20 protein-coding genes are annotated in these 23,729 nt (G+C 69.0%); 16 read left to right on the top strand and 4 right to left on the bottom strand.

What is annotated here, in order from left to right; translation table 11 throughout:
* Nucleotides 1-249: 249 nt before the first annotated feature.
* The 9 genes from ACFQPD_RS07140 to ACFQPD_RS07100 all read left to right on the top strand — a co-directional run bounded on the left by ACFQPD_RS07140 (nucleotide 250) and on the right by ACFQPD_RS07100 (nucleotide 7,681).
* Nucleotides 250-453 carry a Flp family type IVb pilin gene (locus tag ACFQPD_RS07140; RefSeq protein WP_385899727.1) on the top strand — a complete coding sequence of 68 codons (204 nt, stop codon included), beginning with the start codon at nucleotides 250-252 and terminating at the stop codon, nucleotides 451-453.
* Nucleotides 454-529: 76 nt separating this feature from the next.
* Nucleotides 530-901, top strand: coding sequence for a TadE/TadG family type IV pilus assembly protein (locus tag ACFQPD_RS07135; protein ID WP_385899725.1), 372 nt, complete (start codon nucleotides 530-532; stop codon nucleotides 899-901).
* Nucleotides 898-1,800, top strand: coding sequence for a pilus assembly protein TadG-related protein (locus tag ACFQPD_RS07130; protein WP_385899723.1), 903 nt, complete (start codon nucleotides 898-900; stop codon nucleotides 1,798-1,800). Before ACFQPD_RS07135 ends, ACFQPD_RS07130 begins: the two co-directional genes overlap by 4 nt.
* Nucleotides 1,801-1,825: 25 nt before the next feature.
* Nucleotides 1,826-2,566, top strand: coding sequence for a Flp pilus assembly protein CpaB (locus ACFQPD_RS07125; protein ID WP_385899721.1), 741 nt, complete (start codon nucleotides 1,826-1,828; stop codon nucleotides 2,564-2,566).
* Nucleotides 2,563-3,729, top strand: a complete 1,167-nt coding sequence (locus tag ACFQPD_RS07120; protein WP_385899719.1) for a CpaE family protein — start codon at nucleotides 2,563-2,565, stop codon at nucleotides 3,727-3,729. Before ACFQPD_RS07125 ends, ACFQPD_RS07120 begins: the two co-directional genes overlap by 4 nt.
* Nucleotides 3,730-3,892: 163 nt before the next feature.
* The gene (locus tag ACFQPD_RS07115; RefSeq protein ID WP_385899717.1) at nucleotides 3,893-5,221 is read left to right on the top strand and encodes a CpaF family protein; all 1,329 of its coding nucleotides are present in this window, start codon (nucleotides 3,893-3,895) and stop codon (nucleotides 5,219-5,221) included.
* Entirely contained in the window at nucleotides 5,221-6,165 is a 945-nt protein-coding gene (locus ACFQPD_RS07110; RefSeq protein WP_385899715.1) for a type II secretion system F family protein, read from the top strand. Before ACFQPD_RS07115 ends, ACFQPD_RS07110 begins: the two co-directional genes overlap by 1 nt.
* 2 nt (nucleotides 6,166-6,167) lie before the next feature.
* Entirely contained in the window at nucleotides 6,168-7,055 is an 888-nt protein-coding gene (locus tag ACFQPD_RS07105; RefSeq protein ID WP_385899713.1) for a type II secretion system F family protein, read from the top strand.
* A 2-nt stretch (nucleotides 7,056-7,057) separates the two neighbouring features.
* On the top strand, nucleotides 7,058-7,681 hold the full coding sequence (locus ACFQPD_RS07100) for a prepilin peptidase (RefSeq protein ID WP_385899711.1): 624 nt from the start codon (nucleotides 7,058-7,060) through the stop codon (nucleotides 7,679-7,681).
* 3 nt (nucleotides 7,682-7,684) lie between these two features.
* Here ACFQPD_RS07100 and ACFQPD_RS07095 read toward each other — a convergent pair whose 3' ends face one another.
* From ACFQPD_RS07095 to mnmA, 3 genes are read right to left on the bottom strand one after another with little or no spacing between them, the layout of a single operon-like run.
* Nucleotides 7,685-7,888 (bottom strand): hypothetical protein, encoded by a 204-nt coding sequence (locus tag ACFQPD_RS07095; protein ID WP_385899710.1) that lies wholly within the window; start codon nucleotides 7,886-7,888, stop codon nucleotides 7,685-7,687.
* A 20-nt stretch (nucleotides 7,889-7,908) separates the two neighbouring features.
* On the bottom strand, nucleotides 7,909-8,862 hold the full coding sequence (locus tag ACFQPD_RS07090) for a methionine synthase (RefSeq protein WP_385899709.1): 954 nt from the start codon (nucleotides 8,860-8,862) through the stop codon (nucleotides 7,909-7,911).
* On the bottom strand, nucleotides 8,859-9,932 hold the full coding sequence (mnmA, locus tag ACFQPD_RS07085) for a tRNA 2-thiouridine(34) synthase MnmA (RefSeq protein WP_385899707.1): 1,074 nt from the start codon (nucleotides 9,930-9,932) through the stop codon (nucleotides 8,859-8,861). Before mnmA ends, ACFQPD_RS07090 begins: the two co-directional genes overlap by 4 nt.
* Nucleotides 9,933-10,031: 99 nt before the next feature.
* Between mnmA and ACFQPD_RS07080 the strand changes: the two genes are divergently transcribed.
* Complete coding sequence (locus ACFQPD_RS07080) at nucleotides 10,032-11,306, top strand: DUF222 domain-containing protein (RefSeq protein ID WP_385899705.1); 1,275 nt, start codon at nucleotides 10,032-10,034, stop codon at nucleotides 11,304-11,306.
* A gap of 87 nt (nucleotides 11,307-11,393) precedes the next feature.
* Here ACFQPD_RS07080 and ACFQPD_RS07075 read toward each other — a convergent pair whose 3' ends face one another.
* Entirely contained in the window at nucleotides 11,394-12,512 is a 1,119-nt protein-coding gene (locus tag ACFQPD_RS07075; protein ID WP_385899703.1) for a cysteine desulfurase family protein, read from the bottom strand.
* A gap of 212 nt (nucleotides 12,513-12,724) precedes the next feature.
* Here ACFQPD_RS07075 and glgX point away from each other — a divergent pair, with 212 nt between their 5' ends.
* The 6 genes from glgX (at nucleotide 12,725) to ACFQPD_RS07045 (ending at nucleotide 23,729) form a co-directional block, all read left to right on the top strand.
* Complete coding sequence (glgX, locus tag ACFQPD_RS07070) at nucleotides 12,725-14,875, top strand: glycogen debranching protein GlgX (RefSeq protein ID WP_385899701.1); 2,151 nt, start codon at nucleotides 12,725-12,727, stop codon at nucleotides 14,873-14,875.
* Nucleotides 14,876-14,935: 60 nt separating this feature from the next.
* Nucleotides 14,936-16,915, top strand: coding sequence for an alpha-1,4-glucan--maltose-1-phosphate maltosyltransferase (locus tag ACFQPD_RS07065; RefSeq protein WP_385899699.1), 1,980 nt, complete (start codon nucleotides 14,936-14,938; stop codon nucleotides 16,913-16,915).
* Nucleotides 16,912-18,063, top strand: a complete 1,152-nt coding sequence (locus tag ACFQPD_RS07060; RefSeq protein WP_385899698.1) for a phosphotransferase — start codon at nucleotides 16,912-16,914, stop codon at nucleotides 18,061-18,063. Before ACFQPD_RS07065 ends, ACFQPD_RS07060 begins: the two co-directional genes overlap by 4 nt.
* 101 nt (nucleotides 18,064-18,164) lie before the next feature.
* Complete coding sequence (glgB, locus tag ACFQPD_RS07055) at nucleotides 18,165-20,060, top strand: 1,4-alpha-glucan branching protein GlgB (RefSeq protein ID WP_385899696.1); 1,896 nt, start codon at nucleotides 18,165-18,167, stop codon at nucleotides 20,058-20,060.
* 49 nt (nucleotides 20,061-20,109) lie between these two features.
* On the top strand, nucleotides 20,110-20,883 hold the full coding sequence (locus ACFQPD_RS07050; RefSeq protein WP_385899694.1) for an NUDIX domain-containing protein: 774 nt from the start codon (nucleotides 20,110-20,112) through the stop codon (nucleotides 20,881-20,883).
* A 23-nt stretch (nucleotides 20,884-20,906) separates the two neighbouring features.
* Nucleotides 20,907-23,729: a cation-translocating P-type ATPase gene (locus ACFQPD_RS07045; RefSeq protein ID WP_385899692.1), complete on the top strand. Its 2,823-nt coding sequence runs from the start codon at nucleotides 20,907-20,909 to the stop codon at nucleotides 23,727-23,729.

Here is a 23,729-nt window from a genome sequence, read left to right as displayed (position 1 = left end):
ATCGTCAGCTCCATCCGTGATGGTGCTCACGCGGAGGTCCTCACCCGAGGCAACGACACACCTAACCGGAGGTTTCTACCCGAGGCAACGACCCCGCACAAGCGGAGGTTTCTGATGAGTCAACTCGAGGCGTTGACGCAAGAGCCTGGGACGCGCTACGTTTCGCGCTAGGGGGCACGCGTAGAGCGGTCCCCACGGGGGCAGAATCACTTCCCCCTTTGGCATGTTCCTGGAAAGGGGGCAACCACGATGGTTGCTATCTACGCCCACCTCACCGCACTGCTCTCGGTGCTCGGCCGTCGCTTCGCGGACAAGACCAAGGGCGCCACCGCCGTCGAGTACGGCATCATGGTCGCCCTGATCGCCGTCGCGATCATCGCCGCCGTCGGCCTCGTCGGCGACGAACTCAACACATTGTTCGGGGACGTCCAAGACGGGCTCGCCAACGCCTGATCTAGTCCAGCGCTGCTTTGTGGGCCCTCGTCCCGGGGGCCCACAAAGCACTTGAGTCGATATCAAACGGGGGAGCATGAAGTCGATGAGAGAATCCGGTGCGGCGGCCGTGGAGTTCGCCCTTGTCGTGCCCATACTTCTCGTGTTGGTTCTCGGCATAGTCGAGTTCGGCTTCCTTACTTTCCTTAACGCCTCTGCCGCGGGTGCCGCCCGTGAGGGAGCCCGAGAGATGGCTATCTCGCAGAACCAGGGCCAGGCGCAAGGGGTCGCGTCATCGGCATTCGCGAACACGACCGGCCGCCCACCCACTCTTGTGACAGTTCCGGGCACGTGCAGCGCCGGAGCCCCAGTAATAGTGACCGTGACCTATTCGTATCCGACCTTGACGCGATTTTTCGTGCCGAACTTCACTGCGAGTGGAACAGGGGAAATGCGATGCGGAGGATGATATCCGAACGCGGCGCTGTGGCGATCACGGTGGCACTTCTGATGGTCTCTTTGGTCGGATTCACCGCGATCGCCGTTGATGTCGGTGCGCTCTGGATGGACCGCAAAGAACTGCAAAACGGTGCCGACGCCGCCGCACTCGCGTTGGCCCAGAGTTGCGCCGAAGGCGCGTGCGAGGCGGACGAGCCGGGCATGGCGTCCAGCTACGCCACGGGGAACAAGCGCGATGACAACGTCACGGTCACCGGGATCACCCACGGCAGCTCATCAGTGACCGTAGACGTGGCCAGCGAGCGCAACCACTGGTTCGCACCGATCATCGGTCATGATTCATTGGAAGTCACGGCCTCCGCCACCGCTTCATGGGGCGGAATCGGCGCAGGTCTGGTGTCGCCATTCACCGTTTCGATATGCCATCTCGCGGACGTCACCGGTGGCACGAGCGTCAAGATGATCATCAAGGGTGACAAGGTGGACTGCGTCGCAGGCAACCCACCGCACACAGTGCCTGGCGGCATGAACTGGCTGGATACCGCGGGCAGCGCCGACTGCACCGTCATGACCAGCGTCGACGGCTGGGCTCCGGGGAATGCGGGCAACGATGGCCCTAACAACTCCAACTGCAATTCTCTCCTCACCAACATGGTTGGTGAGGAGATCCTGATTCCGCTGTTCGACGAAGCCAAGGGCACCGGTGGCGGCTCCTATCACATCGTGGGATTCGCCGTCCTTCTCGTCTCGGACTACTGCCTCAACAAGGGCTTTGGGTGGTATGGCGGCGCGGACAAGTGCACCGGCGCGGAGCGCTCGGTGACTGGTACATTCGTCAAGCGCGTCAACCTCGCCAGCGAGGTGGGCGGGCCGAACTACGGCGCCACCGCAGTCCAGTTGACCCAGTGACCCATCGAGGACGAGACAACCACACATGAGAAGACGTGTCATCGCCGCCATCGCGGCGACGCTGTTGACCCTGATCGGCGCCGCGATGGTGGCGGTCTACGTCGTGCGGGCAGACGAACGAGCGCTCGCCCAGTTCGACCCCACCGAGGTGCTCGTAGCCACCGTGGAGATCCCCACCGGCGGCACGCTGACCGCCGGCGAGAACGCCGAGCTGCGTGCCCTCCCGAAGATCGCAGTCGTAACCGGTGCGCTCACCGACGCGGAGCCCGTGTCGGGCCTGGTTGCGGCGGCCCCCATCCTCCCGGGCGAGCAGATCGTCCCCCAACGCTTCGTCAGTCGGGAGACCATCACCGGAGACCAGGTGGTGGTGCCAGAGGATCTCGTGCAGGTCACCATCGTCCTCCAGCCCGAGCGGGTGCTGGGCGGGAAACTCATCGCCGGGAACACCGTCGGCATCGTCGTGTCGGTACAGCCCGATGTAGGCCCCTACGAATCCGAGACCATCCTCCACCGGATCCTGGTGAGCCGCGTGCAGGACGTGGAGCCCGTCCAGGCGACCGACGACGGCGAGGCCGCGCCGGCAGCTGCCCCGGGCGCGCAGTTCATCACGCTCGCCCTGCCTGCCCCCGATGCCGAGCGCGTGGTCTGGGGAGCCGAGCACGGCACTCTGTGGCTCACCCTTGAGCGCGAGACCTCGGTGATCGACGGGACACGCCGTGTGCTGTACGACAACGTGTGGACGACCGAGGGGACGCCTCAGTCATGAGCGCTGTCATACTCCTCGGGCGGGGAGCTCACATCATCGATCAAGTCACGCTGGCCACAGGCGGTCAGGTCAACGTCCTCTCGGGAGAGGATTCTGACGCGCTCGCTCGCGCTCTAGCAGCCTCGCCCCCGGCAGAGTTGCTCCTCATCGATGCCGCACCGGACCCGCAGGGCGCAATCGCCATCGCCGACTGGGCCCAGCAGCGTTACGCTGTGCCCGTCGTGTTGATCACTGACGAAGCCCCAGCCCTAGCGCTCCCAGCCATGCGGGCGGGTGTGCGGGACATGATCTCGCCCTTGGGCAGCGTGGAAGAACTTCGGGATGCCATCGCGCGCAACCGGCGCGCGGCCGTCATCGAGAGCGCAGCGCCGACGCGGGGCCAGATCATCACGGTGGCGTCTCCCAAAGGGGGCGTTGGCAAGACCACGGTGGCCACCAACCTGGCGGTCGGTCTCACGCAGGTGGCCCCCGAGCGGGTCGTGCTTGTGGACTTGGACCTCCATTTCGGCGACGTCGCCAGTGCCTTGAACCTCACACCGACGTATACGCTGCCCGACACCATCCGGCCAGCCCTGAACGGCGACCTGTTGGCACTTAAGACTTATCTCACCCGACACGAGACGGGGCTCTGGGTTGTCGCCGGCTCCGAATCGCCCGCCGCTGCTGATGCGATCACGTCCGAGGAGATCACCGCCCTTCTGAAGACGCTGTCCCAGGCCTTTGACTATGTGGTCGTCGACACCTCCCCGGGGCTCTCGGAGCACACTCTCGCGGCGCTCGACCTGACCGGGGAACTTGTGCTCGTGACGGGGCTCGACGTGCCGGGAGTCCGGGGGCTGCGCAAGGAGATCGAGACACTGAGCCAACTGGCACTGCTGCTCGAGTCACGTCACGTCGTGCTGAACTTCGCGGACGCCTCTCGAGGGCTGACGGTCGCCGATGTCGAGGCGACCATCAACGCCAAGGTCGACGTGACTCTCCCTACAGCGAAGGTGGTTCCGATCTCTGTGAACCAGGGCATTCCCCTGCTCCAGACGCGCGGCAAGGATCCCCTCACGCGGGAACTCTCGGGCCTCGTCGCACGGATCGCGGGCCGATCGGAGGCCTCCCGCCCCCGCGGCCGCCTCTTCGGGCGAGCAAGGAGCACCGATGGGACTCGCTGATCGCCTGCGCGCCGCGCGTGGAGAGACCGCTGCCTCGATTCAGGAGCCGAGTCCTGTTGAAGCGGACCAGCAGCCCGTCACAGCGGCGCGCATGGCAGCACCGCCCCAGCCTGCAGTGCAGCAGTCCTCTCCCAGGCTTCGGGCAGACACGGACGCCACGTCTGTGCCCACCTCCCTCGCCCAGCGCTCCGGACCCGCGCGGTCGGCCGGTCAGGATGCAGTCAGGGCGCTGAAGGAAAGAACCACCGCCACCCTGTACGAGCGGCTGGGCAACCGGCTGAACGACGCGTCGCTGACCGACGAGCAACTCCAGGAGCTGGTCCAGAAGGAACTCGCGGCCATCATCGAGGGCGAGAGCCTCGCGATGACCGGCTCGGAGCGGCGCCGGCTGCTGGAGGAAGTGCAGGCCGACGTCTTGGGCCTCGGCCCGATCCAAGGGCTGCTTGCCGATCCGTCGGTCACCGAGGTGATGGTCAACGGGCCCGACAAGGTCTATGTGGAGCACGCCGGCCGCATCTACCGCTCGGATGTGGTGTTCCGCGACGAGACTCACCTGCGTCAGATCATCGATCGCATCGTGGGACGCATCGGGCGCCGCATCGACGAGGCGTCGCCGTTGGTGGACGCCCGTCTGGAAGACGGGTCTCGCGTCAACGCCATCATCCCTCCGCTCGCCTTCAGCGGGTCCACCCTGACCATCCGAAAGTTCAGCCACGATGCCCTCAGCGTCGCCGATCTGATCAAGCTCGACACCATGTCGCCGGAGATCGCGGAACTGCTCCAGGCCTGCGTGAAAGCGCGGCTGAACATCATCATCTCCGGCGGCACGGGCACCGGAAAGACCACGCTCCTCAATGTGGTGTCCTCGTTCATCCCTGACGGCGAGCGGATCATCTCCATCGAGGACGCCGTCGAACTCCAGCTCCAGCAGGATCATGTGGTGCGGCTCGAGTCGCGGCCGGCCAACATTGAGGGCAAGGGCGAGGTCACCATTCGCGACCTGGTGAAGAACTCGCTGCGTATGCGCCCCGACCGCATCATCGTCGGTGAGGTGCGTGGCGGCGAGGCCCTCGACATGTTGCAGGCCATGAACACCGGCCACGACGGCTCGCTCTCCACCATCCATGCCAACTCGCCGCGAGATGCGCTCTCCCGCCTCGAGACCCTTGTCCTCATGGCCGGCATGGAGCTGCCCCTCCGTGCGATTCGAGAGCAGGTCTCCAGTTCAATCGACCTCATCGTCCAGCTGGCCCGGTTGCGAGACGGCACCCGTCGCATCGTCGCGGTGACCGAGGTGCACGGCATGGAGGGTCAAACCGTGACGATGCAAGACGTCTTCCTGTTCGACTACTCAGCCGGAGTCGACAGGGATGGACGGTTCCTCGGACACGTGATGCCGACAGGCGTTCGGCCACAGTTCACCGACAGGTTCGCCGACCTGGGCATCCAGCTGTCGCCACGCGTGTTCGGCACCGACCTCCGGATGCGCTAATGCTCGGACAGACGCCCCCGGTTCTGGCGATCGCCACCCTGGCCATAGGACTGGCTTTCGTGATCTTCATGGCCCTCTGGCTGCGCCCCAACGCGAATGAGATCCCGCTCCATCGGCGCCGCCCAACGCAGCAGGAGCGGCGCACTGCCCTGGCCGGGGTGGCCGATGCTGCCACCCGAAGAGTGGATCGGCTGCTCGCGAACCGCAACCTGACGTTGTCGGACCGCCTAGACATCGCCGGGATCACGATGACGCCAGGCCAGCTTGTCATCTTGGGCGTCTGCGCCGTTCTCGTCGCGGCGGCTCTCGGAGTCTTGCTGGGTTCACCGCTACTCGCCGTGCTGCTGCCCGTCCTCATGCCCCTCACTATCGTCGCGGTTGTGTCGGTGAAGACCAGCCGTAAACGCGCGGCCTTCGGGCTTCAGCTGGATGAGACCGCCCAGATGCTGGCAGGCAGCCTCCGCTCGGGATACTCGTTCACCCAGGCCATGTCCATGGTCGGCCGGGAGGCCGCGAGCCCGACCGCCGAGGAGTTCGCCCGCATGACCAACGAGCTTCGGGTCGGCCGGCCCCTGGGCGAGACGATGGAACGCACCGCCACGCGCATGCAGAGCGAGGACTTCTCCTGGATTGCGCAGGCGGTGGCGATCAACCGTGAGGTCGGGGGCAACCTCGCCGACGTTCTCGACGGGGTGTCACACACGATCCGCGAGCGGGCCCAGCTGCGCAGGCAGGTGGCTGCACTGAGCGCCGAGGGCAGGCTATCCGCCATCATTCTGATCGCCCTGCCGTTCGTCATCATCGCACTCCTGTTGTTCGCCAATCCGGCATATCTGTCCACGCTATTCACACACCCGGTCGGCTGGGCCATGATTGCGGCAGCGATCGTCCTGCTCGCAGTCGGGTCCTTGTGGCTCCACCGCACCGTGCAGATCAAGTTCTGACCATGTACCTGCCTGATTTCCTCCTTCCAGTGCTGGCTTTGGCCGCAGGGCTGGGTGTGCTGCTGTGGCTCCTGCTCGCTGGACCCGACCAGGCCCGGGTGCGGGCCGTCCAGAACCTTCAACGAGGCCACACCCCGGCCCAGGATCGTCCTCGGCACCAGCAGGGACACCTGAGTGTGGCCCGGGTCATTGACAGCCCCGAGCGGCGAGGCCGCCTCGAGCGTGCCCTCGCAAAGGCCGGCTTCCCCGGGGGCTGGACCGTCGACCAGCTCCTGTCCATCAAGGTTCTCGGGACGCTTCTCTCTGCGGTGTTGTTCTTCCTGCTGTGGATGTCTAGCCGCTCCTCGTTGGTGGTGCTTCTCGGGCTCGCCGTCACGGTTGGTGTCTTCTTCCTCCCCGACGTCCTCCTACTTAACGCGTTCCAGAAGCGCAGGGAGCAGGTCGACCTCGAGCTCGCAGACACGCTGGATCAGATGAGCATCGCGGTGCAGGCAGGCTTGGGCTTCGACGCCGCCATGCTGCGCGTGGCGCGCAACGGGACTGGCGTCCTGGCGCGCGAACTCGTTCGGACCATGCAGGACATCCAAGTGGGGCAATCGAGGCGCAATGCCTACGAGGATCTTGCCGAGAGGACGGGGTCCATTCCGCTGCGGCGGTTCATCCGCACGGTGATCCAGGCGGAGGCCTACGGCATCCCGCTGGCCGACGTGCTCAATGCGCAGGCCGACGAAATGCGGCTGGCTCGTAGGCAGCGCGCCGAACGCAAGGCCATGGAGATCCCTGTCAAGGTGGTCTTCCCTCTCATCATCTGCATCCTGCCAGTGATCTTCATCGTCATCCTCGGACCCGCCGTGATCTCCATCATGGAAACCCTGTTCGGCGCGCTCTGATCGTGGCGATCCTTGTTGCGATCATGGCGGTCGGTGCCACTGTGTCATCACCGCTGCTGTCGCGTTCTTTCGGCGTCCGCTCTCGGTGGATAGTTGCTGCAGCGACAAGCGCGCTGCTGGTGGCATGGGTCTGGTCGTCGGTCGGATACAGGGGGACATTGGAGCCCCTCGGATTCCTCGTCCTAGCCGCATTCTGGGGAGCTGCGACAGCCGTCGACCTCGCAGAACATCGGCTGCCTGATCCGCTGACGCTGATCCCCTATCCGCTGTTCTTCGCGCTACAGGTTCCCTACGCGTGGCTCTCGGACGGATGGGGGCGTCTCGGGGCCGCTTTCCTGGGGTCTTTGCTCACCTCAACCATTCTCTTCGTGTTGGCTTACATCAACCCCAGCGGTTTCGGCCTCGGGGACGTCAAGCTCGGGCTGACGACGGGGGCTGCGCTCGGGTGGTTCGGCATCGGCACTGCCTTACTCGGCGTCGGGGCTGCCTTCATCCTCATGGCGCTGATCAGCGCCATGCTCTTGGTGACGAAACGCATCAGACGCGACAGCGAGATCCCGTTCGGCCCCTTCATGATTCTCGGAGTGCTGGTCGCGCCGTTCGCGGCTAGCCTCCTCGGTTGGTGAGGCTCAGGCGCCGGTGAGGATCAGGTAGAACATCCGCCCGAGGAAGAACAGCCCAACCGCCACGCCCACCGCGACGACCGGGATCAGGATCCGCTGAGCCTTCTTCCACCGCGTGCTCGGCACACCGACCGGCCCCCACGGCCCTCGACCCACCTGCGCGCGCACGGGCGCATGGCCGTTGAGGTCAAGGTTCGAGAAGATCCGCACCCCGCCAGCTTAGGCGAGGATCAGCCGCGGGCCAGCGCCTCCTCCACCAGCTCCGCCGCCTTCCCCAGCGACTGCAGCTGCGGCACGACGTCCTCCCGACGCCAGCCAGCCATCCCGCACGCGGTGCCGAGGAGGACACCGTCGAGGTCATCGACCTGGAGTTGTCGCAGGATCCCCAGCGCGGACCGCACCAGCTCGTCGGTGCTCTGCGGTCCGCGACTCGTATCCACCACGCCGAGGATGAGGCCGCGCTCCTCGTCGCGCCACTCGGCCAGCTCGTCGAGATCTACCAGCGAGGCGTCGACCGAGACCCCGGTGAACCCCGCACGGCGGGCGACGTCGAGCCACCGCCCCGGCGCGCAGCAGTGGAGCCATGCACCGTCGGCCATCGGACGCAGCGCCGCGACGAGTTCCGGCGGGTCGACCCGCCTGTGCCGGCTGAACCCACTCGCCGTCGGGATCCGGCCCTCCGCGACTGCAATCAGGGACGGCTCGTCCACCTGAACCCACACCTCGCGGCCCGGCAGCCGTCTGGCGAGGTCAACCTTCAGGCGCTCAACGCCGTCGTGCAGCGCCTGGGCCAACTCCCGGCGCGCGCCGTGGTCGGCCAGCAGCCGGTCCCCCATCGTCCGCTCGACCGCCGCGGCCAGCGTCCACGGCCCCGCGACCGCCACCTTCAGCACGCCCGTGAACCCCTGCAGCAGTTCCTCGGCGTCGTCGAGATCGTTGCGCCACTGTGCCTTCGCCCGACGGTGCTCGGCGCCCGCGTGGGGCACCAGCCTCCAGCCGGCCGGCTGGAGGTCGAACCCCAGCCCCTCGATCAGTCCCAGCGCGCGACCCACCATGCCTGACGTGACCCCACGGGCGGGCAGTTCCGGGAACGGGAGAACGTCGGGCAGCGCCTCGGCCATCGCGGTCAAGGCTCCACGGAAGTCCGTCCCCGGCAGCGACCCGGCTGCGGTGATGCGCATCATCGGGCCCCGGCAATCACAGCACTGCCCACCACGCGGTCCCCGTCGTAGACGACCACCGTCTGTCCCGGAGCCACACCGTGCGCCGGCTCGTCCAGGCTAACCCGCAGCCCACCGTCGACGGCCTCGATGGTGGCGTCCTGCGGCGTCCCGTGTGCCCGGTACTGGGCCTGGCCGCGCCACGGACCCTCGACCGACGATCCCGTCCACGTGGTGCGAATGCCGGTGAGCTCGGTGACGGCGAGGTCGTCGCGGGCCCCCACGACCACCGTCCGGCTCGCCGGCTCGATCCGCAGCACGTACCGCGGTTCACCGGTCGGCGCGGGCACCCGCAGGTCGAGGCCCTTGCGCTGCCCCACCGTGTACCGGTGCGTGCCACGATGCTCGCCGAGGACCTCTCCTGCGTCGTCGACGATGGGGCCGGGGGCGTCGTCGAGGTAGCGGGCCAGGAATCCCTGTGTGTCGCCGTCGGCGATGAAGCAGATGTCGTGACTGTCGGGCTTCTTCGCCACCCCGAAGCCCAGCGCCTGCGCCTCGGCGCGGACCACCGGCTTCTCGACGTCGAACAGCGGGAACACGCAGCGACGCAGCTGGTCCTGCGTCAGCATTCCGAGGACGTACGACTGGTCCTTGGCCGCGTCGGCGGCGCGGTGCAGCGTCACCGATCCGTCGTCCTTCCGGCGTAGGTCGGCGTAGTGGCCCGTGGCAACCGCGTCGAAGCCGAGCGCCAGCCCGCGCTCCAGGACGGCCGCGAACTTGATCTTCTCGTTGCAGCGCAGACAGGGGTTGGGCGTGCGGCCGGCGCGGTACTCGGCGATGAAATCGTCGACGACCGCCTCGCGGAACTCCTCGGCGAAATCCCACACGTAGAAGGGGATGTCGAGTTTGTCAGCGACACGCCGGGCGTCGTGGGAGTCCTCCAACGAACAGCAGCCGCGGGCGCCGGAGCGGTAGGAGGCGGGGTTCTTCGACAGCGCGAGATGTACGCCGGTCACGTCGTGGCCGTCGGCGACGAGACGCGCGGCGGCGACGGCGGAATCGACTCCGCCCGACATGGCGACCAAGACGCGCATTCTTTCCTCCTGCTTGCGACGTCCCACTCTAGACGCAGCCGTCACAACAGCTCCGATCACACTCGGAAATTGTCAGTGTGGGCGATTAGTGTGGCGTCCATGGATCACTCCCCGCCCGAGCCCACCACCTTGGCCGCGCTGGACCACGCCCATCGGCAACTGGTCGCTGCCGAGACAGCCGAGATCATCGCCCTGGCCCACCTGATCGACACCTACCACGTGGACATGAACGACATCGCCGTCGGCCTCGAGGACACCATGACTCCAGGAGCCGACGGGACCCCCGCGGTCGCCGAGTTCCTCGCGCTGGAGATCGCCCCGCTGCTGGGGGTCTCCCCCGGCGCGGCGGTGGGCCGCCTCGGTGACGTCCTCAACGTCCGCCACCGCCTCCCCACCCTGTGGGCTGCGGTCCTGGCCGGCCGCATCCGGTGGTGGCAGGCCGTCGACGTCGCCCGCCGTTCGGTTCATCTGAGCGCCGAGGCAGCGCTCACGCTCGATCGACGGCTCGCCCACGCGATGGCGCTGATGCCCTGGCAGCGGACGCTTCGGCTGCTGCCCGGATGGATCATCGCCGCGGACCCCGCCAACGCCATCGCGCGCGAGGCGTCGGCCCGCACGAGTCGCCACGTCACACTGGGTGAGATCGAGGACGGCCATGTCGACATGTGGGGACGGCTCACCCCCGATGATGCCGCCGCTTTCGACCATGCACTGTCCAGCATCGCCCGGACCCTGCCCGCAACGGCGGACGTCGATCAGCGGACCGGCTGGAACCAGCGCCGCGCCGCCGCCGTCGGCATCCTCGCCCGCGGGGCGTTCGGCCAAGAGTCTCTGCCGTCGCACCAGCTCATCGTCCACATCACCTCAGACTCAGTGCCGAGCGGAGAGGCGGCGAAGCAGACCTACCTGGCCGACGGCACCGCCAGCGGCACCGCCCGCGTGGAGGGATGGGGCGCCATGCACATCAGTGGCCTCCGCGAGCTGCTGGCCGGCTCCCGCGTCACGGTACGCCCGGTTCTGGACCCGAACGAGATCCTGCCCGTCGATCAGCACGATCCGCCGGACCTCATGCGGCTGGCTCTCACGCTCCGCAACCCCGTCGACGTGTTCCCTTACGGCTCACGCGTCGCCCGGGCCTGTGACCTCGACCACACGATTCCCTACCGCACGGATCGAGGGCCGGGCCAGACGTCGATGGACAACCTCGGCCCCACGGCCCGCTATCCCCATCGCGCGCGGACACACGGCGGATGGCACGTCTGCCAGCCGCAGCCAGGGACCTACCACTGGCGCTCCCCCGCCGGCTACGAGTACCTCGTCGCCGCGGTGGGCACGATCAGACTCACCGCCCCACCCGAACTGGCCGCGGCCTGAGCCGCACGCCGCCTGACCCCTCCTGACCGTTGACCCCGCCGGGCGCCGCCCGCGGGGCCGGCAGCATGCCCGCCGGTCGCCTCGAGCTCAGAAGGCGGTACGGGCCACCGCCAGCGCCTCCGGCAGCGCGGCCGCCAGCGCGTCGACGTCCGCCACGGTGGTCGCCCAGCCCAGCGAGAACCGCAGCGACTGCACCGCCTCCGCCTCTGACCGCCCCATTGCCAACAACACCTCGCTCGGCTGATGCACTCCCGCCCGGCACGCGCTGCCGACCGAGGCATGCACCCCGCGCTGGTCCAGCAGGAACAACAGGTCGTCCGCGCGGACGCCGTCGAACGTCACGTTGACGATGTGCGGCGCGCCGCCGGGCAGGCTGTTGAGCCGTCCCCCCAGCGACACCGCCAACGCCGAGATCCGATCGCGCAGCCCCCGCAACCGCGTCGACTCCGCCTCCAACTCCCCCACCGCGAGCGACGCGGCCCGCGCAAAGGCCGCCGCCAGCGCCACCGGCTGCGTCCCCGACCTCACCTCGCGCTCCTGGCCACCGCCGAGGCCGATCGGCAGCGGCGACACCTCCCGACGCGCCAGCAGCGCCCCGATCCCCACCGGCCCCCCGACCTTGTGGGCCGACAGCGACACCAGATCCAGCCCGTCGGCGCGGAAGTCGAGCGGCACGTGTCCCAGGGCCTGCACGGCGTCGCTGTGCACCCACGCCCCAGCCCCGGCGGCGATTTCCAGCACGGCGGCCACCGGCTGCACCGCGCCCGTCTCGTTGTTGACGGCCATGACGGAGACCACCGCCACGTCGCCGTCGATCATCGCCCGCGCCGCGTCGAGGCCCACGAGGCCGTCGCGGTCCACCGGCAGGACCTCCGCGCCGCGCTTCACGGCACCGCCCACGGCGGGATGCTCGACGGCGGACACCAGACACCGCGACCGTCCCCGCGCCCGACCGGCCTCCCATCCCCCCAGCACGGCGATGCTGTCGGCCTCCGAGCCGCCGGAGGTGAAGATCACCTCGGCCGGCTCGGCCCCGACGGCGGCCGCCAGCTCCTCGCGCGCCTCCTCCAACACCCGCCGGGCGCGCTGCCCGGAGCGGTGCAGGGACGAGGCATTGCCGACGACGCCGGCGGCCGCCACGAACGCCTCAAGCGACTCGGGCCGCATGGGAGTGGTCGCGGCGTGATCGAGATAGACGGACTGCACGAGGCCACCTCGGGTGCGACGGAACAATGGATCGGCAGGCGTCATGCTACCCGGGGTATGGCCTGACCAGCGCCGATACCCGGGGCGATCCGTTCCCGGCACAGGGCAGCCGCCCGCACCCACGACGCGCCGACTGTGGCTTTTGCACGAGTTACTGGCAGAATGAACCGCCCCAGCCCAACGATTCATCACTGAATCCACGAAAGCCGACTATGACTGCACCGACGATCCCTGATACGAGCGTTCTCGGCGCCCGCATCACCGCCACCGGCGTCCGCTTCGGCCTGTGGGCCCCGCGCGCCGAGCGCGTCGAGCTCGCCCTCATCGACCCGCTGAACCGGCAGCACAACGTCGAGATGACGATGGACGACGATGGGATCTGGACCGTCGAGGTGCCCGAGACGGGCCCAGAGCAGCACTACGGCTTCCGCGTCCACGGCGAGTGGGACCCGTCGTCGGGCAGCCGGTTCAACCCGGCGCGGCTCCTGCTTGACCCGTACGCCAAGGCCATCAGCGGCGGCGTCGACTTCCGCGGCCCGATCCTCGACCACGTGCCGGGCGACCCGTTCACCAAGTCGAGCACCGACTCGTTCGGGGCCGTGCCGCTCAGCGTCGTGGTGGCGGACTCTCCCCCGCCCACCCCGATCGCCCGCCGCCGTCCGATGTCGGAGACGATCATCTACGAGACCCACCTGCGCGGCTACACGAAGCTGCACCCGCTGGTCCCGGAGCACCTCCGCGGCTCGTACCTGGGCATGGCGGACCCGGCCGTCATCGACTACCTGCTGCGCTTGGGCGTCACCGCGGTGGAACTGCTGCCGGTGCACCACTTCGTGTCCGAGCCGTTCGTCGCCTTCAAGGGGCTGCGCAACTACTGGGGCTACAACTCGCTCGGCTTCTTCGCCCCGCACGCCTACTACGCCACGCGCGGCACCGTCGGCAACCAGGTGGCCGACTTCAAGATCATGGTGTCGCGGCTCCACGAGGCCGGCATCGAGGTGATCCTCGACGTCGTCTACAACCACACCGGCGAGGGTGGCCACGAGGGCCCGACGCTGTCGATGCGCGGCATCGACCACCTGTCCTACTACCGCCTGACCAACGACAAGCGCGACGACTACGACGTCACCGGCTGCGGCAACTCCGTCAACACCGCCCACCCCATGGTGCTGCAGATGGTGCTCGACTCGATGCGCTACTGGGTCCAGGACATGGGCGTCGACGGATTCCGCTTCGACCTGGCCACGACCCTCATCCGCGACGAGAACCACCACGTGGACCAAAACCACGCCTTCAAGTCCCTCGTGGCCGCCGACCCCGCGTTCGAGGGCATCAAGATGATCGTCGAGCCGTGGGACATCGGCCCGTACGGCTACCAGGTCGGCGCCTGGGGTCCCGGCTGGCACGAGTGGAACGACCGCTTCCGCGACCACATCCGCGACTACTGGCGCGGCGCCGTCCACGGCGTTCAGGAACTGGCCACGCGGCTGGCCGGCTCGCCGGACATCTTCGACGCCCCCGGCCGCTCCCCGCAGTCGAGCATCAACTTCATCACCGCCCACGACGGCTTCACGATGCGCGACCTCGTCAGCTACGACGTCAAGCACAACCTCGACAACGGCGAGGCCAACCGCGACGGCTCGGACAACAACCGCTCGTGGAACCACGGGTGGGAGGGCGAAACCGAGGACCCCGAGATCAACGCGCTGCGCCGTCGCCAGGTGCTCAACCTGATGGCGACCCAGATCCTGGCCGCCGGCACGCCGATGATCACGGCCGGCGACGAGTTCGGCCGCACCCAGAAGGGCAACAACAACGCGTACTGCCAAGACTCGCCGCTGTCCTGGGTGAACTGGGACGTCGCGCCGGAGTGGCAGCGGGTGCAGACCCGAATCGCCGACCTCATCGCGCTCCGGCAGTCGCACGCCATCCTGCGCCCCACGGACTTCGGCTACCACACGGAGGTACTGACCGAGCACGGCGAGAACCTGCAGCGCGTCGACCTCACCTGGATGGACGGCCGCTACGGGGAGATGAGCACCGACGCCTGGCACGACGGCGGCCGCCGACTCCTCGGCATGTACGTCTCCGACGAGCGCGAGGCGTTCCTCACCTGGTTCAACTCCGGCGCCGAGCCCGTCCCACTGGTGCTGCCGACGCTGCCGTGGGGCTTCGGCTACGAGATCGTCTGGCACAGCGCCGACGACGACGAACTGCCCGACGGCGTCCTTCCGGCCCTCGCCGAGATCCAGATGCCGGCCCGCGCCGTCGTGGTGATGCGCGTCGACGTCCCCACCAGCTCGAAGGAACTGATGGCTCTGCTGGCTGAGGCCGAGCCCTCGTCGATCGATCTGTTGTCCTGAGCTCCGCACCGTTCGGCGCGGGCGGCTAGGCTGGCGCCCGTGAGTGCGGAGATCCCAGCCATGAGTAAGCGCATCGTTCGGACCGAGGGCGGCCTCGGCCGGATCCCCGTGACCGGGGTGAGCCCCGTCATCGAGTGCGGGGTGTACCCCGTCAAGGCGGTGGTCCACGAACGCATCCTCATCCAGGCCAACGTGTTCCGCGAGGGCCACGATTCCGTCAACGCCTCGGTCATCCTGACCTCGCCGGGCGGGACGCAGCGCCGCATCGACATGAAGCAGGTCGAGCCGCACGGCCTCGACATCTGGCAGGCGCACGTCCGCATGGCCGCCGAGGGCGATTGGACGTTCCGCGTCGAGGGCTGGAGCGACCCGTGGGGCACCTGGCGCCACCACGCCGAGGCCAAGCTGCCCATCGGCCAGGACGTCGACCTGGTGTGCATGGAGGGCCGCGACCTGCTGACCCGGTCCGCCCAGCAGGCGGAGCTCATGCGGGTCCCGGGCGCGGCGAGCCTGCTGCACGCCGCCGCGGAGACGCTGCGGGCCGACGGCGACGTCGACGAGATCCTCGAACTCATCACCTCGGCCCCCATCACCCGCGCCATGGCCCGCTTCGGGCCGCGCGAGCTGGTGTCGCCGACGCAGGAGTACCCGATCCGGGTCGAGCGGCGCCGCGCGCTGTACTCGTCGTGGTACGAGTTCTTCCCCCGCTCGCAGGGCGCCTGGCAGGACGAGCACGGCCAGTGGCACTCCGGCACGTTTCGCACGTCGTTCGAGCGGCTCGAGGCGGCCGCCGCCATGGGCTTCGACGTCGTCTACCTGCCCCCGATCCACCCGATCGGCCGCGCCTACCGCAAGGGGAAGAACAACTCCCTCGACGCCACCGACGCCGATCCCGGCTCGCCGTGGGCGATCGGCTCGCCCGACGGCGGCCACGACGCGATCCACCCGGACCTCGGCGACTTCGACGACTTCGACGCGTTCGTCGCCAAGGCGCGCTCGCTCGGGCTGGAGGTGGCGCTGGACCTGGCCCTGCAGGCGTCGCCGGACCACCCGTGGGTGACCGAGCATCCCGAGTGGTTCACGACCCGCATGGACGGCAGCATCGCCTACGCGGAGAACCCGCCCAAGAAGTACCAGGACATCTACCCGCTGAACTTCGACAACGACCCGGCGGGGCTCTACCACGAGGTGCTGCGGATCGTCCGGTTCTGGATCGACCACGGCGTGACGATCTTCCGCGTCGACAACCCGCACACCAAGCCCGTCGAGTTCTGGGACTGGCTGCTGGAGCGCGTCCACGAGACCAACCCGGAGGTCATCTTCCTCGCCGAGGCGTTCACCAAGCCGCAGATGATGGCGGCGTTGGGCAAGGTGGGCTTCCAGCAGAGCTACACCTACTTCACGTGGCGCAACCTCAAGTGGGAACTCACCGAGTACCTCACCGAGCTGTCGCAGGAGATGGCGTCGTACTACCGGCCCAACTTCTTCGTCAACACGCCCGACATCAACCCCTTCTTCCTGCAGTCGGGCAACCCGGCGGCGTTCTCGATCCGCGCGATCCTCGCCGCGACGATGTCGCCGACCTGGGGCGTCTACTCGGGCTTCGAGCTGTTCGAGCACCTGCCCGTCGCCGCCGGCAAGGAGGAGTACCTCGATTCCGAGAAGTACGAGTTCCGGCCCCGCGACTACAACGCCGAGCCCAACCTCAACCTGCTGCTGGGCAAGCTCAACGAGATCCGCGAGGCGCATCCGGCGCTGCAGCAGCTCCGCGACATCCACTTCCACCACGCGCCCCACGACTCGGTCATCGTGTTCTCCAAGAACGACGGGGCAGACACGGTGCTCGTGGTGTGCTCGCTCGACCCGGACCACACCGTCGAGTCCGACATCATGCTGGACCTGGCGGCCCTCGGCCTGGGCGGCGAGTCGGTCCGCGTGACCGATGAGCTGACCGGCGAGTCCTACGTGTGGGGGCAGCGCGCCTGGGTGCGGCTCTGGCCGAGCAAGCCCGCGCACGTCTTCCACGTCACGGCGCCATGATCGCCGACCTGACCCGGCGGCTGTGGGACCTGGCCGTCGCGTCGCGCTGGTTCAGCGGGCGCAGCGGTCGGCCGGTCGACGTGGAGCTCGGTCCCTGGGCCGGTGAGGACCTGCGCCCCGCGGTCCTCGTCGTCGAGTTCGGCGACGGGCACCGCGAGCGGTTCCACGTCCCGTTGCTCTACGGCGACGGCGAGCCCGTCGACGCGTGCGACGACGGCGCCGTCCTGCTACGGGCGCTGCACGACGGCGCCCCCGGCTTCGAGCGCTACCGCGACGTCCCCGCCGATCTGCCCGCGCGCCGGTACGCCGGCGAGCAGTCCAACACGTCGGTGTTCTTCGGCGACGAGCTCCTGGTCAAGGTCTTCCGCCGTCTGGAACCGGGCCGCTCCGTCGACGTCGAGTTGCATGAGGCCCTGGCCGGCAGCGGCGTCGTGGCGGAGCTCTACGGCGCGTGGGTGTGGGACGGCACGGACCTTGCGGTGTTCCTCGAGGCGCTGCACGACCCCACCGACGGCTACGTCCTGGCCTGCGACTACGCCCGCGAGGGCCGCGACTTCACCGGCCACGCCCGCGCCCTGGGCGAGGCCCTGGCCACGGTGCACCACACGCTGGCCGAGCGGCTCCCCACCGCGACCATCGACGGCGCCGCCCTGGCCCGCGAGTCCCGCGAGCGATTCGCCACCGTCGCTGCCGAGGTCCCGGAGGTCCGGCCGTTCGCCGACGCGGTGGACGCGGTGTTCGCCGAGATCGCCGACGACGAGCTGCCCGCCCAGCGGGTCCACGGCGACTGCCACCTCGGCCAGGTCCTCCTGTCGGAGGGCCGCTGGCGCTACGTCGACTTCGAGGGCGAACCCCTGAAGTCCATGGAGGAGCGGCGCCGCCCCGACTCTCCGCTGCGCGACGTGGCCGGCATGCTGCGCTCGTTCGCCTACGCGCACGCCGCCGGCGACGCGTCCGCCGACTGGCTGGCCGACTGCCGCGCCGCATTCCTGGCCGGCTACGGCCTCCCGACCGACGCTCAGGACCCGGTCCTGGCCGCGTACGAGACGGACAAGGCCGGCTACGAGGCCGTGTACGAGGCCCGGTTCCGGCCGGAGCTCCTGACCGTGCCGCTGGCCCACCTGGCCTCGTTGGTCACGGAACGATAACCATCCCATCAAGCCCGGGACGGGTCGGCGCGGAGCCTCACACGGCCCCACCCGGGCACGCTAGATTGACGCAACAGATAGTGACCCTAAGGAGTCGAGACATGGCACACGACCGCTTCGGTGGACTGACCGGATGGGACTTCGAGGGGTTCCACAGCGGTGGCGACACCGAGCTGTGGAAGCGGCTCGGCAGCACCGTGGTGACGGTCGACGACGACGAGCGCGGCCCGATCACCGGCGTCCGCTTCGCCGTGTGGGCGCCCAACGCCAAGTCGGTGCACGTCATCGGCGACTTCAACTGGTGGACCGGCGACGCCATGGAACTCATTCCTGGCTCCGGCATCTGGGGCCTGTTCATCGAGGGCCTCGGCGAGGGCACGCTGTACAAGTACCGGATCGAGACCAGCGACGGCCAGTGGGTCGAGAAGGTCGACCCCATGGCCCGGTTCAGCGAGCAGGCGCCGGCGAACGCGTCGATCGTCTACGAGTCGCGCTACCTGTGGTCCGACGACGAGTGGATGGCCAAGCGCCGCACGTCGCAGGCGCACGCCGAGCCGATGAGCGTCTACGAGGTGCACCTCGGCGGTTGGCGCAAGGGCAAGAGCTACCTGGACCTCGCCGAGGAGCTGGTCAGCTACGTCAAGTGGCAGGGCTACACGCACGTCGAGTTCATGCCGCTGGCGGAACACCCGTTCGAGCCCAGCTGGGGCTACCAGGTGACCGGCTACTTCTCCCCCACGTCGCGCTTCGGCAAGCCCGATGACCTGCGCTACCTCATCGACCGCCTGCACCAGGCCGGCATCGGCGTGATCATGGACTGGGTGCCGGGACACTTCCCCAAGGACGCGTGGGCGCTGGGCCGCTTCGACGGCACCGCGCTCTACGAGCACGCCGACCCCCGCCAGGGTGAGCACCAGGACTGGGGCACCTACATCTTCAACTACGGCCGCAACGAGGTGAAGAGCTTCCTCGTGTCCAACGCGCTGTACTGGGTGCAGGAGTTCCACATCGACGGCCTGCGCGTGGACGCCGTCGCCTCCATGCTGTACCTCGACTACTCCCGTGAAGACGGGCAGTGGGTGCCCAACCAGTTCGGCGGCCGCGAGAACCTCGAGGCGATGGATTTCCTGCGCTACTGCAACCGCCACCTGTATGAGCGCGAGCCGGGCGTCGTGATGATCGCCGAGGAGTCGACCAGCTTCGCCGGCGTCACCAAGCCGGTGCACGAGGGCGGCCTGGGCTTCGGCTTCAAGTGGAACATGGGCTGGATGAACGACTCGCTGCGCTACCTGCAGCTGGATCCCGTGTACCGGCAGTACGAGCACAACCTGCTCACCTTCGCGATGGTCTACGCGTACTCGGAGAACTTCGTGCTGCCGATCAGCCACGACGAGGTCGTGCACGGCAAGGGCTCCATGATCAACAAGGTCCCGCAGGACGATTGGCGCAAGTTCGCCACGCTGCGCGCCTTCTACTCCTACATGTGGAGCTTCCCCGGCAAGCAGCTGGTCTTCATGGGCTGCGAGTTCGGGCAGCGGCCGGAGTTCAACGAGTCAGTGTCGCTGGAGTGGTGGGTCAGCGAGCTGTGGGGCCACGGCGGTCTGCAGCGCCTGTTCCGCGACCTCAACCACCTCTACCGCGCCAACTCGCCGCTGTACGAGCTGGACAACTCGCCCGAGGGCTTCACCTGGATCAACGCCGACGACAACGGGCACAACACCCTGTCGTGGGTGCGCCACGACGCGTCGGGCAACCACATCGCGTGCGTGACCAACTTCTCCCCGGACCCGCTGCGGGACTACGAGATCGGCCTGCCCGAGGCCGGGGCGTGGGAGGAGATCCTCAACACCGACGCCCCGATCTACGACGGCTCCGGCGAGTTCGGCAACCTCGGCGAGGTGACGGCCCACGAGGAACCGTGGGGCCACTTCCCGGCGCGCGCCCGCGTCACGGTGCCGCCGCTGGGCTCGATCTGGCTGCGTCGCACCGCGGAGTGATCCCGCCCCGGTGTCGCCCGGCGCGGCGCCGCCGGGTACGGTCGACGGCGTGAGCGACTTCAAGGTGTCGGTGGACATCGCCTCGGGGGTCGGCACCCTGCGCTGGGACGAGCAGGAGGTCGACGTCGAGACGCTGCAGCGCGCGCTGTCGCTCGCCTCCGACGACGCGATCCTCGCCCACGACCTGCGGCGCCTCCAGGTGGAACTGCCAGAGTGGGACACCGCCGCCCGCGTGGCGCTGCACCGCTGCGGGTTCCGCCTGGAGGGGCGCCTGCGCTCGGCCATCGAGCCGGAGCCGGGCGTCTTCCGCGACATCCTCGTCTACTCCCGGCTGGCCGTGGACGCCGTGTACGGCCCCACCGGGTTCTCGGGCGTGCTGGATTCGATCTTGCCCACCAAGCGCACCATCGCGCACGCCCTGTTCCGCGACCAGCGGGGGCGCGTCCTGCTGCTGGAAACCTCCTACAAGCAGGACTGGGAACTGCCCGGCGGCATCGTCGAGCCCGGTGAGCCGCCGCGGCACGGCGGTGCCCGCGAGACGCTGGAAGAGCTGGGCATCGCCGTCGAGTTCGGACAGCCGCTGCTCATCGACTGGATGCCGCCCTATCTGGGTTGGTCGGACGCCGTGGAGTTCATCTTCGACGGCGGCGTGCTGCCGCCAGAGGTGGCGGCCGAGCTCGGCACCGACGACCGCGAGATCCGCGCGATCCACTGGGTCGAGCCCGACGACGTGCCCCGGCACGTCACCGAGCTGTCGGCGCGGCGGATCGCGCTGATGCTCGACGGGTACCGCGGTCTGACCGAGAACGGCTACCCCGTCTGATCCAGCGGTCCACAATGGGAGACATGGCCGACGCGACGCGCGACGTCACTCTCCTTCCCCCCGCCGATGTCACCCTCGCCCTCGCCGTCGACCCGGCCGAGGGCCTGTCCCTGGCCGAGGTGGCCGCCCGCCGCGAGATCCACGGGCCCAACGAGCTGCGCGCGACGCCCCCCGACCCTGCCTGGCGGCGCTTCCTGCGGCAGTTCGCCGACCCGCTCATCTACCTCCTGCTGGCGGCCATCGTCATCTCGATCATCGCGTGGGCCGTCGACGGCGGCGTCGGACTCCCGGTCGACGCGACCGTCATCGCCCTGATCGTCGCGGCCAACGCCGTCATCGGCTACGTGCAGGAGAACCGCGCCGAGCGGGCCGTCGCGGCGCTCGCGGACCTCACCGCGACCCGCTCCACCGTCCTGCGCGACGGGCTGCTCACCACCGTCGCGTCCACCGACCTGGTGCCCGGGGACATCCTCGTCCTGGCCGAGGGCGACGCCGTCGGCGCCGACGCCCGCCTCCTCACCGCCACGGCGCTGCGCGTGCAGGAGGCGTCGCTGACCGGCGAGTCCGAGGCCGCTGAGAAGTCCCCGCAGCCGCTGGACGAGCCGGGCGCGCTCGGCGACCGCGCGAACATGGTCTTCAAGGGCACCGCCGTGGCGCGGGGCGTGGGCCGCGCGGTCGTCACCGCGACCGGCATGGACACCGAGATGGGGCGCATCGCCACCCTGCTCGACGAGACCGAGTCCGAGCCGACGCCCCTGCAGCGCGAGATCGCCCGCATCTCCACCACGCTGGGGCTGCTGGTGGTCGTCATCGCCGTCGTCGTCATGGTCACCACCGCGCTCGTCAACAGCGTCCGCACGCTCGAGGGCGCCGTCGACGTCCTGCTCATGGGCGTCTCGCTGGCCGTGGCGGCCGTGCCCGAGGGGCTGCCCGCCATCCTCTCCCTCGTCCTGGCCATCGGCGTCCAGGCCATGGCCCGCCGCAACGCGGTGATGAAGGACCTGCACTCGGTGGAGACCCTGGGTTCGGTCTCCGTCATCTGCTCGGACAAGACCGGAACGCTCACGAAGAACGAGATGACCCTGCGCGAGATCGTCACCGCGTCGGGTCGGGTCGTCCTCGGCGGCACAGGGTACACGCCCGTGGGCGAGGTCCGGGTCGACGGGGACGTCGAGGCCACGCTCGACGAGGCCCGCCGGGCCCTGGTCGCCGGCTCGATCGCCAACGACGCGCAGCTGTCGCAGCAGGACGGATCGTGGGAGATCCAGGGCGACCCCACCGAGGCGGCCTTCCTCGTGGCGGCGCGCAAGCTCGACGGCGCGCACGAGCTCAGCAGCGGACACGACCGGGCGGCCGAGGTGCCGTTCAGCTCCGAGCGCCGGATGATGTCGGTGCTCAGCCGGCATCCCGCCCGGGGCCACTCGGTGTTCGCCAAGGGCGCCGCCGATGTGCTGCTGGAGCGCTGCGTGTCGGAACAGGTCGCCGACGGTGCGCGCCCCCTCACCCCCGGGAGGCGGCGCGAGCTGGCCGCAATGGTCGAGGAGTTGAGCAGCCAGGGTTACCGCACGCTCGGCGTCGCCTGGCGGCCCGCGACCGCGGCCGAGGCCGGCACCTTCGACGAGCCCGCGGAGCGCGACCTCATCTTCGGCGGCCTCGTGGCCCTGCTCGACCCGCCGCGCGAGGAGGCCGCCGCCGCCATCCGCGAGGCCCAGCGGGCGGGAATCCGCACGGTCATGATCACGGGAGACCACCCCGTGACCGCGGCCCGCATCGCCGCCGACCTGGGGATCACCCGGCCGGGCGACACGGCCGTCATCACCGGCCGCGACCTCGCCGAGGTCGAACCGGCGGAGCTCGCGGAGGCCGCCCGCACCGCGAACGTCTACGCGCGCGTGGCGCCGGAGCACAAGCTGCGGGTGGTCGACGCGCTACAGGCCGACCGGCAGGTCGTCGCGATGACCGGCGACGGCGTCAACGACGCCCCGGCGCTGAAGTCGGCCGACATCGGGGTCGCGATGGGGATCACGGGCACGGAGGTGACCAAGGAGGCCGGGGCGATGATCCTCGGCGACGACAACTACGCCACGATCGTCGCCGCCGTGCGGCAGGGCCGGGTGATTTTCGACAACATCAAGAAGTTCATGCGCTACCTGCTGAGCTCCAACATGGGCGAGATCGCCACCGTGTTCCTGGGCGTGACGCTCGGCACCGTCATCGGGCTCGCCGACCCCGCCAACCCCGGCGCCGCGGTGGTGCCGCTGCTGGCCACCCAGATCCTCTGGATCAACCTCGTCACCGACTCCGGCCCGGCCCTGGCCATGGGCGTCGACCCCGAGATCGACGACGTCATGGCCCGGCCCCCGCGCCGCGCCGACGACCGCATCATCGACCGGCACATGTGGCAGCGCATCCTCGGCATCGGCGCCCTCATGGGGCTGCTCAGTCTGGTCGTCTACGACCTGACGCTGCCCGGCGGTCTGCTCGGCGGGCTGGACCGGGTCGCCCCCGAGGGCGCCGAGCTCGACACCGCCCGCACCACCGTGTTCACCGCGCTCGTGATCATGCAACTGGCCAACGCCCTCAACAGCCGCTCCGACCGCGCGAGCGTGCTGGACCACCTGTTCACCAACCGCTGGCTGTGGGTGTCGTTGGCAGGCGCGGCCGCGCTGCAGGTCGCCGTCGTCTACGTACCTACGCTGCAACGCGCGTTCGGTACCGCGCCCCTGACCTGGTCGCATTGGGCGGTGGCGGTCAGCGCGGGCGTCGTCGTGATCCTCGTCGAGGAGGCGGTCAAGGCCGCCCGGCGGGCCGGCGAACGGTCGACGCGCAGGGCCGACCGCACCTAG

Origin of the sequence: Tessaracoccus sp. O5.2 (genome assembly GCF_964266725.1) — a bacterium.
Lineage (GTDB): Bacteria > Actinomycetota > Actinomycetes > Propionibacteriales > Propionibacteriaceae > Arachnia > Arachnia lapidicapta.
Note: the sequence above shows the minus strand (reverse complement) of the source record. Positions and strands in the feature narration are given on the sequence as shown.